Raw genomic sequence first — 13,132 nt, 5'->3', positions numbered from 1 at the left:
ACAAGCCGACTAATGAATCGCTTCACTCTTCAGGGGGATTTATTAGTCCATTTGCTCGGAAAAACTATTCCCTCCCTTTACTCTGCATTACGATCCGTTTACCGACAGTTTCATCCCGCCACTGCACGCCGTGACCACACGGCCGCGACCCGACCCCTCGCCGATCAGCGGGGGACCACCAGTTCCGCGACCGCGCTGCCCCGGAGGAGACGGGAAACATGTCAGCCTGCGTTCCCACCCGCGCCGACGGACCACGTCGAGAGAAGTGCATCCACGAGCCCCACAGTCCACCCCCGACCCGGCCCCGCCGGCCTCACGTGGCGGGCGCCGATGTATCCGCCTCGATCGCGGTCTTCCTGATCGCGCTCCCCCTGTCCCTCGGCATCGCCCTCGCCACCGGCGCGCCCCTTCAGGCCGGCCTCGTCGCCGCCGCCGTGGGAGGACTCGTCGCCGGACGGCTCGGCGGTGCCCCGCTCCAGGTCAGCGGCCCTGCCGCCGGACTCACCGTCGTCACCGCCGAGCTCATCCAGCGATACGGATGGCGTACGACCTGCGCCATCACCGTCCTGGCTGGCTTCGCCCAACTCGGCCTCGGGCTGCTGCGCGTGGCACGCACCGCGCTCGCCGTCAGCCCCGCCATCGTGCACGGCATGCTCGCGGGCATCGGCGTCACCATCGCCGTGGCCCAGCTGCACATCGTCCTCGGCGGCATCCCGCACAGCTCGGTCCTGGACAATCTGCGGGAGCTGCCCGCCCAGCTGGCCGGAGTGCGTCCTGCCGCCCTGTCGGTGAGCGTGCTGACCCTCGCGCTGCTGGTGCTCTGGCCCCGAATTCCCGGCCGGACCGGCCGGTTGCTGCGCAAGGTGCCGACCCCGCTCGTCGCCGTGGCCGTCGCCACCACGACCGCCTCGCTCGCCGGACTGAGCCTGCCCAAGGTCGACCTGCCGTCCTGGAGCAGCCACGCGCTGGCCACCCTTCCCGACGGTCCGGTCCTCGGCCTCGTCGCCGCCGTGCTCACCATCACGCTGGTGTGCAGCGTGCAGTCGCTGCTCGGCGCGGTCGCGGTGGACAAACTGGTCGCCGGTCGGCCGGAGCTGTCCGCCCGCGTCGGACGCTCCGACCTGGACCGTGAGCTGCTCGGTCAGGGCGCCGCCAATGTCGTCTCCGGCGCGCTCGGCGGGCTGCCCATCGCGGGCGTCGCCGTGCGCAGCTCCGCGAATGTGCAAGCCGGTGCCGTCAGCCGGAACTCCACGATGTTGCACGGCGTTCTCGTAGTAGTCGCCGCGTTGCTGATGGTCCCGATCCTGGAGTTCATCCCACTCGCCTCACTCGCCGCCCTGGTGATGGCCGTCGGCATCCAGATGGTGTCCCTGCACCACATCCGCACGGTGACGCGCCACCGAGAGGTGCTGGTCTACGCCGTCACCACCCTCGCCGTGGTGTTCCTCGGCGTCCTTGAGGGGGTGGCGCTGGGAGTCGCCATGGCCGTCGGAGTCGCCCTGCACCGCCTCACCCGCACCCGGATCACGCATGACGAGCAGGAAGGAGTCCATCACGTACATGTACGAGGCCAGTTGACCTTCCTCGCGGTGCCTCGGCTCAGCCGGGCCCTGCATCTCGTACCCCAAGGCGCCCACGCCGTAGTGGAGTTGGACGGGTCGTTCATGGACCACGCGGCGTACGAGTCACTGCAGGACTGGCAGAACACACAGACCGCCCACGGTGGCACCGTCGAGCTGGTCGGCCGCAGGGCCGGGGTCCGGATCGGTGAGCCGACGGGACCTTCCGGTCTGCATGCCGCCATCGGGAGGATCGCGGAGGAGCCGGACGACTGCCGTTGCCATCCCTGGACAGCCTGGCGCAACCACCAGTGCGAGATCCCGGAGACCGTCCCGCCCCGCGACGGACAGCCCGGGGAGGCACAGGCGACCGGTGCCTACGACACCGACGGTTCCAACACGCCCTCCGAAGCCGATGCCCCCAGCGGCCGCGCCGACGCAACCGCCCCAGTCGGCGGGACCGGCGGAGCCGACGGCACCACCGAGCCCGGCCACCCCACCGAGCCCGGCCGCCCCGAGGGGGGCGTCGCCGAAGCAACCGGAGGCGACACAGACACGGCCACAGAGAAGGCCACAGGCACGGCCACAGACCTGTCCACCGGCGGAGCCACCGACGGCAGCCGACCGAGTGCACGTCAACTCGCCCGTGGCATCAGCGCGTTCCAGCGCAACACCGCGCCCCTGGTGCGGAGCGAGCTGGCGCGGCTGGCGCGTGAGGGGCAGCAGCCCTCGCAGCTGTTCCTCACCTGTGCCGACTCCCGGCTCGTCACGTCGATGATCACCTCCAGTGGTCCCGGCGACCTGTTCGTGGTGCGCAATGTGGGCAATCTCGTCCCGCTGCCCGGCCAGGAGAGCGGGGACGACTCGGTGGCCGCGGCGATCGAGTACGCGGTGGACGTGCTCCAGGTGCGCTCGATCACGGTGTGCGGGCACTCCGGGTGCGGGGCCATGCAGGCACTTCTCACCTCCGAACCCGACGGCCCCCAGACCCCGCTCAGGCGGTGGCTGCGGCACGGGGAGCCGAGCCTGGAGCGGATCTCCGACGAGAGCCGTCCATGGGCCAGACTCGCCGGGCGGGCGCCGGCCGACGCGGTCGAACAGCTCTGTCTGACGAACGTGGTCCAGCAGCTGGAGCATCTGCGCGCCCATGAGTCGGTGACCCGGGCCCTGCGGGCTGGGGCGCTGGAGCTGCACGGCATGTACTTCCACGTGGGCGAGGCGCAGGCGTATCTGCTGGCCGAGGGGCTCGAGGACGAGGTGTTCGACCACGTGGGCGTGGCGGATCTGTCGGCCTGACCGGGAAGTGCGCGCGGCCCCGCTCGGAGCGGGGCCGCTTCACGTGGGCCCGTTCGAGGGCAGCCGTGCTCGCCATGGGGCCGCGTTCCACCTGCGTCCGGACGGAATGTGAAAGGGATAACAGACCTGAACCGCGTCCGTCCGGCGTCCGTGGGAACGGATGACCCCGGCACCGGCACCGGCTCGGACCTCACCCGCGCCGACAGGTCTAAACCAATTATCCGTCGACCCTTGTCATCAGACCCCCGGGTCTGATGAGCTGTGGCCTGGGACACAACGGACACCCTGGGAAAGGGAGATGTCGTGAGCAACGAAAGCCTGGCCAACCTGCTGAGGGAAGAGCGCAGGTTCGCACCCCCCGCCGACCTGGCCGCAGGCGCCAACGTCACGGCGGAGGCGTATGAACAGGCCAAGGCTGACAGGCTCGGCTTCTGGGCCGAGCAGGCCCGTCGGCTGACCTGGGCCAAGGAGCCGACCGAGACGCTGGACTGGTCGAACCCGCCGTTCGCGAAGTGGTTCAAGGACGGCGAGCTCAATGTGGCGTACAACTGCGTCGACCGGCATGTGGAGGCCGGGCTCGGCGACCGGGTCGCCATCCACTTCGAGGGCGAGCCCGGCGACAGCCGCGCCCTCACGTATGCCGAGCTCAAGGACGAGGTCTCCAAGGCGGCCAACGCCCTGCTGGAGCTGGGAGTTCAGAAGGGCGACCGGGTCGCCGTCTACATGCCGATGATCCCTGAGACGGCGGTCGCGATGCTGGCCTGCGCCAGGATCGGCGCCGCCCACTCCGTCGTCTTCGGCGGCTTCTCGGCGGACGCCCTCGCCACCCGTATCCAGGACGCGGACGCCAAGGTCGTCATCACCTCCGACGGCGGCTACCGGCGCGGCAAGCCGTCCGCGCTGAAGCCGGCCGTGGACGAGGCCGCCGACAAGGCAGGCAATGTCGAGCATGTGCTCGTGGTCCGCCGCACCGGCCAGGACGTCGCCTGGGACGACAGCCGTGACGTCTGGTGGCACGAGATCGTCGAGCGGCAGTCCGCCGATCACACTCCCGAGGCCTTCGACGCCGAGCACCCGCTGTTCATCCTGTACACGTCCGGTACGACGGGTAAGCCGAAGGGCATTCTGCACACCTCCGGCGGCTACCTCACCCAGACCGCGTACACGCACCACGCCGTCTTCGACCTCAAGCCGGAGACGGACGTGTACTGGTGCACCGCCGACGTCGGCTGGGTCACCGGGCACTCGTACATCGTGTACGGGCCGCTGGCGAACGGCGCGACGCAGGTCATGTACGAGGGCACCCCGGACACCCCGCACCAGGGCCGCTTCTGGGAGATCGTGCAGAAGTACGGGGTGACCATCCTGTACACGGCGCCGACCGCGATCCGTACGTTCATGAAGTGGGGCGACGACATCCCCGCGAAGTTCGACCTCGGCAGCCTGCGCGTGCTGGGTTCCGTGGGTGAGCCGATCAACCCCGAGGCGTGGATCTGGTACCGCAAGCACATCGGGGCCGACCGCACGCCGGTCGTCGACACCTGGTGGCAGACCGAGACCGGCGCGATGATGATCTCGCCGCTGCCGGGCGTCACCGAGACCAAGCCCGGTTCGGCGCAGACCCCGCTGCCCGGCATCTCCGCGACCGTCGTCGACGACGAGGCGAACGAGGTGCCCGACGGCGGTGGCGGCTACCTGGTGCTGACCGAGCCGTGGCCGTCGATGCTGCGCACCATCTGGGGCGACGACCAGCGGTTCCTCGACACCTACTGGTCGCGGTTCGAGGGCAAGTACTTCGCCGGTGACGGGGCGAAGAAGGACGACGACGGGGACATCTGGCTCCTCGGGCGCGTGGACGACGTCATGCTCGTGTCGGGCCACAACATCTCCACCACGGAGGTCGAGTCGGCCCTGGTCTCCCACCCGTCCGTCGCCGAGGCGGCCGTCGTCGGTGCCGCCGACGAGACGACCGGGCAGGCGATCGTCGCCTTCGTGATCCTGCGCGGTACGGCCAACGCCGAGGACGAGAACCTCATCGCCGACCTGCGCAACCACGTCGGCACCACCCTCGGCCCGATCGCCAAGCCGAAGCGAATCCTGCCGGTGGCCGAGCTGCCGAAGACCCGCTCCGGCAAGATCATGCGCCGTCTGCTGCGGGACGTCGCCGAGAACCGCCAGCTCGGTGATGTGACGACGCTGACCGACTCAACCGTCATGGACCTCATCCAGGCGAAGCTCCCGGCGGCGCCGAGCGAGGACTGAGCACGACCGTGACCTGATCGCGGCCATCGAGGGCACCCGGCGAATGACGCGCCGGGTGCCCTTCGCGTACGTACCGTGGAGATCGACGGATGCACTGCCCGCGCACCCTCACGCACCCTTAGGTAAGCTAAGGAAAACAAACGCGTCCTCAGGTGTGCCGGGAAGTCTGGTCGGCAAGTGCTCTGTCCTGCCCACCGACCGGAGGTCTCCCCGTGGCCGCCCCCCGCACCCCCGCTCCCGTCCGCAAGATCCTCGGGCGGCTCTCTCTCCCCGAGCGGACCTTCGTCACGGATGCGCTGCGCACCGAGACCGTCGGCGGTGTGCTGCTGCTGCTCGCCGCGATCACCGCGCTGGTCTGGGCGAACGTCCCCGCACTGCGCGACAGCTACGAGACCGTCGGCCACTTCCACCTGGGCCCCGAGTCGCTCGGGCTGAACCTGTCCGTCGAGCACTGGGCCGCCGACGGACTTCTCGCGCTCTTCTTCTTCGTCGCCGGCATCGAGCTCAAGCGTGAGCTGGTGGCCGGCGATCTCAAGGACCCCAAGGCGGCCGTGCTGCCGGTCGTCGCCGCACTGTGCGGAATGGCGGTGCCGGCGCTGGTCTACACGCTGACCAGTGTCACCGGGGGCGGCTCGACGGAGGGCTGGGCGGTCCCGACCGCCACCGACATCGCCTTCGCACTCGCCGTGCTCGCCGTGATCGGCACCTCGCTGCCGAGCGCCCTACGGGCCTTTCTGCTCACCCTCGCCGTGGTCGACGACCTGTTCGCGATCCTGATCATCGCGATCTTCTTCACCTCACAGATCGACTTCGCCGCCCTCGGCGGCGCCGTCGTCGGACTTGTCGTCTTCTGGCTGCTGCTGAGAAAGGGCGTACGCGGGTGGTACGTGTACGTCCCGCTCGCCCTGGTCATCTGGGGGCTGATGTACAACAGCGGCGTCCACGCCACCATCGCGGGCGTGGCGATGGGCCTGATGCTGCGCTGCCGTCGGCACGAGGGCGAGGAGCACTCCCCCGGCGAGCACATCGAGCATCTCGTACGCCCTCTGTCGGCGGGGCTCGCCGTCCCGCTGTTCGCGCTGTTCAGCGCCGGTGTCGCCGTCTCCGGCGGCGCGCTCGGCGAGGTGTTCACCCGGCCGGAGACGCTCGGGGTCGTCCTCGGGCTGGTGGTCGGCAAGGCGGTGGGCATCTTCGGCGGTACGTGGCTGACGGCACGTTTCACCAGGGCCTCGCTCAGCGATGACCTGGAGTGGGCCGACGTGTTCGCGGTGGCCACCCTCGCCGGCATCGGCTTCACCGTGTCGCTGCTCATCGGCGAGCTCGCCTTCGTGGGCGACGCCGCGCTGACCGACGAGGCCAAGGCCGCGGTGCTGCTGGGCTCCCTCATCGCGGCGACCCTGGCGACGGTGCTGCTGAAGATACGTAACGCCAAATACCGCGGGATGGTCGACGCCGAGGAGCGCGACGACGACGCGGACGGCATTCCGGACATCTACGAACAGGACGAGCCGGAGTACCACCTGCGCATGGCCGCCATCCACGAACGCAAGGCCGCCGAACACCGCCGCATCGCCGAGGAGAAGGTCGCCGCGCGCCACGCGCTTGCCGAAGTGGCGGGCAGGGCAGGCGAGGAGGAGCACCGTCGGGCATGATCTGACGGGACGGTACAAAAGACGGAACCGTACGCAGTCAGGCAGAAGACGGAACCGTACAGGACGAGGGAGACCGCGATGAGCGCACCCGACGGCAGCCCGGTCGGCGCAGAACGCAGCATCGGCCAGCTGTTCGCCTCGGCGACGACCGAGATGTCGGCGCTGGTGCATGACGAGATCGCACTGGCGAAAGCGCAGCTCAAGCAAGACGTCAAGCGTGGCGCGACGAGCGGCGGCGCGTTCACGCTGGCCGGCGGGGTGCTCGTGTTCTCGCTGCCGATGCTGAACTTCGCCCTCGCGTACGGCATTCGGACCTGGAGCGACTGGAACCTCGCGATCTGCTTCGTGCTGTCCTTCGCGGCAAATGTCCTTGTCGCCGGCATCCTCGCGCTGATCGGCGTCGTCTTCGCGAAGAAGGCCAAGAAGAGCCAGAGCCCGCAGAAGGTCGCCGCCTCGATGAAGGAGACGGCGGGCGTCCTGCAGAAGGCGAAGCCGCACCCGCGTCCGGCCCCCGCGCCGGAGCTGGAGGACCGGGCGCCCGTGGCCATCGAGGCTGTGGCACGCTCGTCGTCATGACGGATCCCGCCGCCCCTTCGGCACAACCCTCCTCGGTCGTCAGACCGGATGGTCCCTGGACACACAGGGACGTGGCCGCCAATGGTGCGCGCTTCCACATCGCCGAGCTCGGCGACGGTCCGCTGGTGCTGCTGCTGCACGGCTTCCCGCAGTTCTGGTGGACCTGGCGGCACCAGCTCGTCGCGCTCGCCGACGCGGGATTCCGGGCCGTCGCCATGGACCTGCGCGGCGTCGGCGGCAGCGACCGCACCCCGCGCGGTTACGACCCGGCCAACCTCGCCCTGGACATCACCGGCGTGGTCCGCTCCCTCGGCGAGCCCGACGCCGCGCTGGTCGGCCACGACCTGGGCGGATATCTGGCATGGACGGCGGCCGTGATGCGCCCCAAGCTGGTGCGACGGCTCGCGGTCTCCTCCATGCCGCACCCCCGGCGCTGGCGCTCGGCGATGCTCTCCGACGTCAAGCAGACGAATGCGAGTTCCTACATCTGGGGGTTTCAGCGGCCCTGGATTCCCGAGCGGCAGCTGACGGCGGACGACGGGGCACTCGTGGGCCGACTGGTCCGGGACTGGTCGGGCCCGCGACTGCCGGACGACGACGCGGTGGAGACCTACCGTCGCGCGATCTGCATCCCGTCGACGGCCCACTGCTCCATCGAGCCGTACCGCTGGATGGTGCGCTCGCTGGCGCGCCCCGACGGCATCCAGTTCAACCGCCGTATGAAGCGCCCGGTGCGCGTGCCGACGCTGCATCTGCACGGCTCCCTCGACCCCGTGATGCGCACCCGCAGCGCGGCCGGTTCGGGCCAGTACGTCGAAGCGCCCTACCGCTGGCGGCTGTTCGACGGGCTCGGGCACTTCCCGCACGAGGAGGACCCGGTCGCCTTCTCCGCCGAACTGATCAACTGGCTGAAAGACCCCGAACCCGATCGGTGACCGCGCCGATGCGCCCGGTATCCGGATCTGAACACGTGTACTACGAACAGCCAATTGCCTGGCGCATAGGCCAATTGGGGACGCCGGAGGCGGTTATCGATCGTGGGGCAGGGGCAGACGTCGGGGTATGGGCTGGACGCACGACTACAGTGACGCAGCACGCAACCGCCGCTCGGCCAGTGGGCTGAGCTCCCACCAGCGGGGCGCTGCCCCGCAGATGCCGGGCTCGGATCTCCGGGTGGGCATTCCGCACATTCTGCGCCGCCGGGCCCGCTGGGTCTCGGTACGCCTGCGCCACCCGCGCGGCTGACCGGCCGCCGCTTCTCCTTATCAGGGGCATGCCCCTGACCGGGGCTCACGGGTCTACAGCGCGCAGCTGTCGCTGTCCACCTGCTGGTTGGCGGTACGCCCCTTGGCGATGTCCTCCTGGATCTCGTCCGCGGTGAGCGCGTAGCCGGTCTCGGCGTCGTCGAGGGACTTGGCGAAGACCACGCCGTACACCTTGCCCTGGGGTGTGAGCAGCGGTCCGCCTGAGTTGCCCTGGCGGACGGTCGCGTACAGCGAGTAGACGTCGCGGCGCACGGTGCCGCGGTGGTAGATGTCCGGCCCGTTGGCCGGCAGCCGCCCCCGCACCCGCGCGGCGCGCACGTCGTAGGCGCCGTTCTCCGGGAAGCCCGCGATGATCGCGCTGTCGCCGCTGTCGGCGTCGGTGGCCGTGAACCGCAGCGCGGGCGCGTCCAGGTCCGGTACGTCCAGTACGGCGATGTCGCGTTCCCAGTCGTAGAGGACGACCTTCGCGTCGTACCGCTTGCCCTCGCCGCCTATCTGGACGGTGGGTTCGTCGACGCCGCCGACGACATGCGCGTTGGTCATGACGCGACGCTCGGCGAAGACGAAGCCGGTGCCCTCCAGGACCTTGCCGCAACTCGTCGCCGTGCCCATGACCTTGACGATGGATCGCTTGGCGCGGGTGGCCACCGGGCTGTTGGCCAGGGCCGGATCGGGCGGCTGGACCTCGTTGATCGGCTCGTTGGAGAACGGGCTGAAGACCTGCGGGAAGCCGTTCTGCGCGAGCACGGTGGAGAAGTCCGCGAACCAGGTGTCCGCCTGGTTGGGCAGCGCCCGCGAGACACCGAGCAGCACCTTGGAGCTACGGACCTCCTTGCCCAGCGTCGGCAGCGTCGTCCCGGCGAGGGCCGAGCCGATCAGCCATGCCACGAGGAGCATCGCCACGACGTTGACGAGGGCGCCGCCGGTCGCGTCCAGGGCGCGGGCCGGGGACCAGGTGATGTACCGGCGCAGCTTGTTGCCGAGGTGGGTGGTCAAGGCCTGCCCGACGGAGGCACAAACAATGACGACAACGACCGCGACGACAGCGGCAGTAGTACTGACCTCGGCATTGTCGGTCAGCGCGTCCCAGATGACCGGGAGGAGATAGACGGCCACCAGGCCGCCGCCGAGAAAGCCGATCACCGACAGGATGCCGACGACGAAGCCCTGGCGATAGCCAACGATCGCGAACCACACGGCGGCGACCAGCAGCAGGATGTCCAGCACGTTCACCGATTCAGGCCTCGCCTCGTCACTCTCCGGTCCCCCCAGCTCGACCGAGGGCCCGGCCCGTCGCACAGCGGAAATCGGACAGGGCGGACCCCGGGAAAAGACAGCACGGCAGACACCCTGTCATGACCGCCAGTCGAGCGGGACCTGGTTACCCCGGTCCCAGGGCTGCTCCCACCCCGAGAAATGGAGCAGACGGTCGATGATCCCGGCCGTGAAGCCCCACACCAGCGCCGATTCGACCAGAAATGCCGGACCTCGGTGGCCGCTGGGGTGGACGGTGGTGGCGCGGTTGTCCGGATTCGTGAGATCCGCCACGGGGACGGTGAACACGCGGGCCGTCTCGTTCGGATCGACGACATCGACCGGGCTCGGCTCCCGCCACCAGCCCAGCACGGGCGTGACCACGAAGCCGCTCACCGGGATGTACAGCCTGGGCAGCACACCGAAGAGCTGGACGCCGCTCGGATCGAGCCCGGTCTCCTCCTCGGCCTCGCGCAGAGCGGCCCGCAGCGGCCCGTCGCCCTGCGGGTCGCCGTCCTCGGGGTCGAGGGCACCACCGGGGAACGACGGCTGTCCGGCATGCGACCGCAGCGAACTGGCCCGCTCCATCAGCAGCAGCTCGGGCCCTCGCTCGCCCTCACCGAAGAGGATCAGCACGGCGGACTGCCGCCCCGCCCCGTCCTCCGGCGGCAGGAACCGGCTCAGCTGCACCGGCTCCACGGTCTCCACGACCCGCACCACCGGATCCAGCCACTGCGGCAGCCCGTCCTTGCTGACCACCACCGGCCCGTCCTGCGTATCACTCGCCCGCGTCATCGCCACCCCCGTCGTTCTGCCGAGTCCAACGCCCGAGGGCACCTAGATCGTTCCGATACAGCCGTACGGCCGCCCGGGCGCCGCCCTTCGAACGCTGCCCGATCGCCCTCTCGGCAGTCCCCCGCCCCCTCCGGCTCGCTCGCTCCGTCATCCGGCCCCCAGCGGCGGGGCCGCCTTGCCGCCCGCGTCCAGATAGGCCTGCGGAGGATTGAGCCGCTGCCCCGGGAAGCCGCCCTTCTCGTACTTGAGGAGCTTCTTGGCCTTCTCCGGGTCCGTCTCACCCTCGCCGTACGCCGGGCAGAGCGGCGCGATGGGGCAGGCGCCGCAGGCGGGCTTGCGGGCGTGGCAGATACGGCGGCCGTGCCAGATCACATGGTGCGAGAGGTCGGTCCAGTCGCTCTTCGGGAACAGCGCGCCGATCTCGGCCTCGATCTTGTCCGGGTCGCTCTGCCCGGTCCACTCCCAGCGCCGCACCAGCCGCTGGAAGTGCGTGTCCACGGTGATGCCGGGCCGGCCGAAGGCGTTGCCGAGCACGACGAAGGCGGTCTTGCGCCCGACGCCGGGCAGCTTGACGAGCTCCTCCAGCCGCCCCGGCACCTCCCCTCCGTAGTTCTCCACCAGCGCCTTCGACAGCCCCATGACCGACTTGGTCTTGGCCCGGAAGAACCCGGTCGGCCGGAGGATCTCCTCGACCTCCTCCGGGTTGGCGGCGGCCAGGTCCTCGGGGGTGGGGTACTTGGCGAACAGCGACGGGGTCGTCTGGTTCACGCGCAGGTCGGTGGTCTGGGCCGACAGCACGGTGGCGACCACGAGTTGGAAGGGGTTGTCGAAGTCCAACTCCGGGTGGGCGTAGGGGTAGACCTCGGCGAGCTCACGGTCGATACGACGGGCTCGGCGGACCAGGGCGGTGCGGGACTCGGCCGAGGGGGGTTTGGCGGCGACGGTCTTGACCGCGGAGGCGCCCTTTACGGGAGCGGTGGCCTTCTCCGGAACGATGGCGGGCTTCTTGCGGACGCCCTTGGCCGTGACTGCCTTCTTGGCGGTCGCCTGCTTAGTGGCCGCCTTCTTGGCAGTGACCTTCTTGGCGGTCGTCTTCTTCGCGGAGGCGGTCTTCTTGGTGGAGGCGGCCCTCTTCGCGGAGGCGGTCTTCTTGCCCGGCGTGGCCTTCCCAGCAGGGGCGGACTTCGCAGCAGCCGACTTCCCCGCCTTCCCCACCTGCCCCGCTTTCTCCGTTTCCTCCGCCTTGCCCACCTTCTTCACCACCACTTTCTCGCCATCGGCAGCCGTCTCGCCCCGCGCCGATTTATCCGCTTTCGCCGTTTTCCCTCCACCGCCGGGGTCCTGTTCGCCCACAGCGGAATCTCGACGTACAACCACCCGCCCAGCCCCCTTGGCCTGTGCTCTCACCGGCGATTTGGACACCCGGCCAGCCTAAAGCCCGACACTGACATCCGCCCCGGACCCTGAAGATCGGCCCCCAATTGGACCCCTGCCGCTTACCTCGGGACACCTGTGCGGCATCCTTGTGACAGATCACACTGTTTGGACCGTCCGGCAAAATGGGGAGCACGGTCCCCTGGTACGCGGGGGAGAGATCCCCTGAGCAGGTCGACAAGGAGAGAACTCGTGGACGACCCTCTGCGGCGCAATCCGCTCTTCGCGGCTCTCGACGACGAGCAGTCCGCGGAACTGCGCGCCTCCATGAGTGAGGTGACCCTCGCACGTGGCGACTCCCTGTTCCACGAGGGCGACCCGGGCGACCGGCTCTACGTCGTCACCGAGGGCAAGGTCAAGCTTCACCGGACGTCCCCCGACGGCCGCGAGAACATGCTCGCCGTCGTCGGCCCCGGCGAGCTCATCGGCGAGCTGTCCCTGTTCGACCCGGGCCCGCGCACGGCGACCGCCACCGCGCTGACCGAGGTCAAGCTGCTGGGCCTGGGCCACGGCGACCTCCAGCCCTGGCTGAACGCCCGCCCCGAGGTGGCCACCGCGCTGCTGCGCGCCGTCGCCCGCCGACTCCGTCGCACGAACGACGCGATGTCCGACCTCGTCTTCTCGGACGTCCCCGGCCGTGTGGCCCGCGCGCTGCTCGACCTCTCCCGCCGCTTCGGCGTGCAGTCCGAGGAGGGCATCCACGTCGTCCACGACCTGACGCAGGAGGAGCTGGCCCAGCTGGTCGGCGCGTCCCGTGAGACGGTCAACAAGGCCCTGGCCGACTTCGCCCAGCGCGGCTGGCTCCGCCTGGAGGCCCGTGCGGTGATCCTTCTGGACGTGGAGCGGCTGGCGAAGCGCTCGCGCTAGACCCACCGAGCCGTACGACACCGGGGTCCCCCTCATCAGGAGGCGGGCCCCGTTGCGTTTGCCCCCAAGGGTTGTCGCCCCCGCCGCCCCTACCCGTCCCATCCCTGGGGGCTGCCGCCCCCAGACCCCCGCGTCGGCCCTGAAGGGACCTCGTCCTCAAACGCCGGACGGG

General features: G+C 69.9%; 10 protein-coding genes. 7 read left to right on the top strand and 3 right to left on the bottom strand.

The genetic code is table 11. The features are described 5' to 3' along the window. Window positions 1–218 precede the first annotated feature (218 nt). The 6 genes from ACFQ6S_RS11975 to ACFQ6S_RS11950 all read left to right on the top strand — a co-directional run bounded on the left by ACFQ6S_RS11975 (window position 219) and on the right by ACFQ6S_RS11950 (window position 8,590). On the top strand, window positions 219–2,855 hold the full coding sequence (locus tag ACFQ6S_RS11975) for a bifunctional SulP family inorganic anion transporter/carbonic anhydrase (protein WP_383406805.1): 2,637 nt from the start codon (window positions 219–221) through the stop codon (window positions 2,853–2,855). Window positions 2,856–3,158: 303 nt separating this feature from the next. Then, window positions 3,159–5,117 (top strand): acetate--CoA ligase, encoded by a 1,959-nt coding sequence (gene acs, locus ACFQ6S_RS11970; RefSeq protein ID WP_383406802.1) that lies wholly within the window; start codon window positions 3,159–3,161, stop codon window positions 5,115–5,117. Between the two features lie 212 nt (window positions 5,118–5,329). Continuing rightward, the gene (gene nhaA, locus ACFQ6S_RS11965) at window positions 5,330–6,769 is read left to right on the top strand and encodes a Na+/H+ antiporter NhaA (RefSeq protein ID WP_383406800.1); all 1,440 of its coding nucleotides are present in this window, start codon (window positions 5,330–5,332) and stop codon (window positions 6,767–6,769) included. Window positions 6,770–6,847: 78 nt separating this feature from the next. Then, window positions 6,848–7,345 (top strand): phage holin family protein, encoded by a 498-nt coding sequence (locus ACFQ6S_RS11960; RefSeq protein WP_383406798.1) that lies wholly within the window; start codon window positions 6,848–6,850, stop codon window positions 7,343–7,345. After that, window positions 7,342–8,280, top strand: coding sequence for an alpha/beta fold hydrolase (locus tag ACFQ6S_RS11955; RefSeq protein WP_383406795.1), 939 nt, complete (start codon window positions 7,342–7,344; stop codon window positions 8,278–8,280). Before ACFQ6S_RS11960 ends, ACFQ6S_RS11955 begins: the two co-directional genes overlap by 4 nt. Window positions 8,281–8,407: 127 nt before the next feature. Further along, window positions 8,408–8,590: a hypothetical protein gene (locus tag ACFQ6S_RS11950; RefSeq protein WP_383406792.1), complete on the top strand. Its 183-nt coding sequence runs from the start codon at window positions 8,408–8,410 to the stop codon at window positions 8,588–8,590. A gap of 53 nt (window positions 8,591–8,643) precedes the next feature. On the opposite strand, the gene ACFQ6S_RS11945 is transcribed toward ACFQ6S_RS11950, so the two are convergent. The 3 genes from ACFQ6S_RS11945 to nth all read right to left on the bottom strand — a co-directional run bounded on the left by ACFQ6S_RS11945 (window position 8,644) and on the right by nth (window position 11,874). Continuing rightward, the gene (locus ACFQ6S_RS11945; RefSeq protein WP_383406789.1) at window positions 8,644–9,843 is read right to left on the bottom strand and encodes a MarP family serine protease; all 1,200 of its coding nucleotides are present in this window, start codon (window positions 9,841–9,843) and stop codon (window positions 8,644–8,646) included. A gap of 120 nt (window positions 9,844–9,963) precedes the next feature. After that, a complete protein-coding gene (locus tag ACFQ6S_RS11940) occupies window positions 9,964–10,659 on the bottom strand; it encodes an NUDIX hydrolase (RefSeq protein WP_383406787.1) in 696 nt (231 codons plus the stop codon). A 147-nt stretch (window positions 10,660–10,806) separates the two neighbouring features. After that, the gene (gene nth / locus ACFQ6S_RS11935; RefSeq protein ID WP_383409192.1) at window positions 10,807–11,874 is read right to left on the bottom strand and encodes an endonuclease III; all 1,068 of its coding nucleotides are present in this window, start codon (window positions 11,872–11,874) and stop codon (window positions 10,807–10,809) included. A 411-nt stretch (window positions 11,875–12,285) separates the two neighbouring features. On the opposite strand from nth, the gene ACFQ6S_RS11930 reads away from it, so the two are divergent. Next, on the top strand, window positions 12,286–12,960 hold the full coding sequence (locus ACFQ6S_RS11930; RefSeq protein ID WP_030046018.1) for a Crp/Fnr family transcriptional regulator: 675 nt from the start codon (window positions 12,286–12,288) through the stop codon (window positions 12,958–12,960). Window positions 12,961–13,132 lie beyond the last annotated feature (172 nt).

It is taken from the genome of Streptomyces sp. NPDC056479, from assembly GCF_042795335.1.
Taxonomy (GTDB): domain Bacteria; phylum Actinomycetota; class Actinomycetes; order Streptomycetales; family Streptomycetaceae; genus Streptomyces.
The sequence above is the reverse complement of the archived record's forward strand: the minus strand, read 5'-3'. Positions and strand labels throughout refer to the sequence as shown.

Excerpts from the sequence above, each read along its gene's own strand:
- ACFQ6S_RS11950 (WP_383406792.1), top strand. The coding sequence starts at position 8,408 with ATGGGCTGGACGCACGACTACAGTGACGCAGCACGCAACCGCCGCTCG.
- ACFQ6S_RS11960 (WP_383406798.1), top strand. The coding sequence starts at position 6,848 with ATGAGCGCACCCGACGGCAGCCCGGTCGGCGCAGAACGCAGCATCGGC.
- ACFQ6S_RS11955 (WP_383406795.1), top strand. The coding sequence starts at position 7,342 with ATGACGGATCCCGCCGCCCCTTCGGCACAACCCTCCTCGGTCGTCAGA.
- ACFQ6S_RS11975 (WP_383406805.1), top strand. The coding sequence starts at position 219 with ATGTCAGCCTGCGTTCCCACCCGCGCCGACGGACCACGTCGAGAGAAG.
- ACFQ6S_RS11940 (WP_383406787.1), bottom strand. The coding sequence starts at position 10,659 with ATGACGCGGGCGAGTGATACGCAGGACGGGCCGGTGGTGGTCAGCAAG.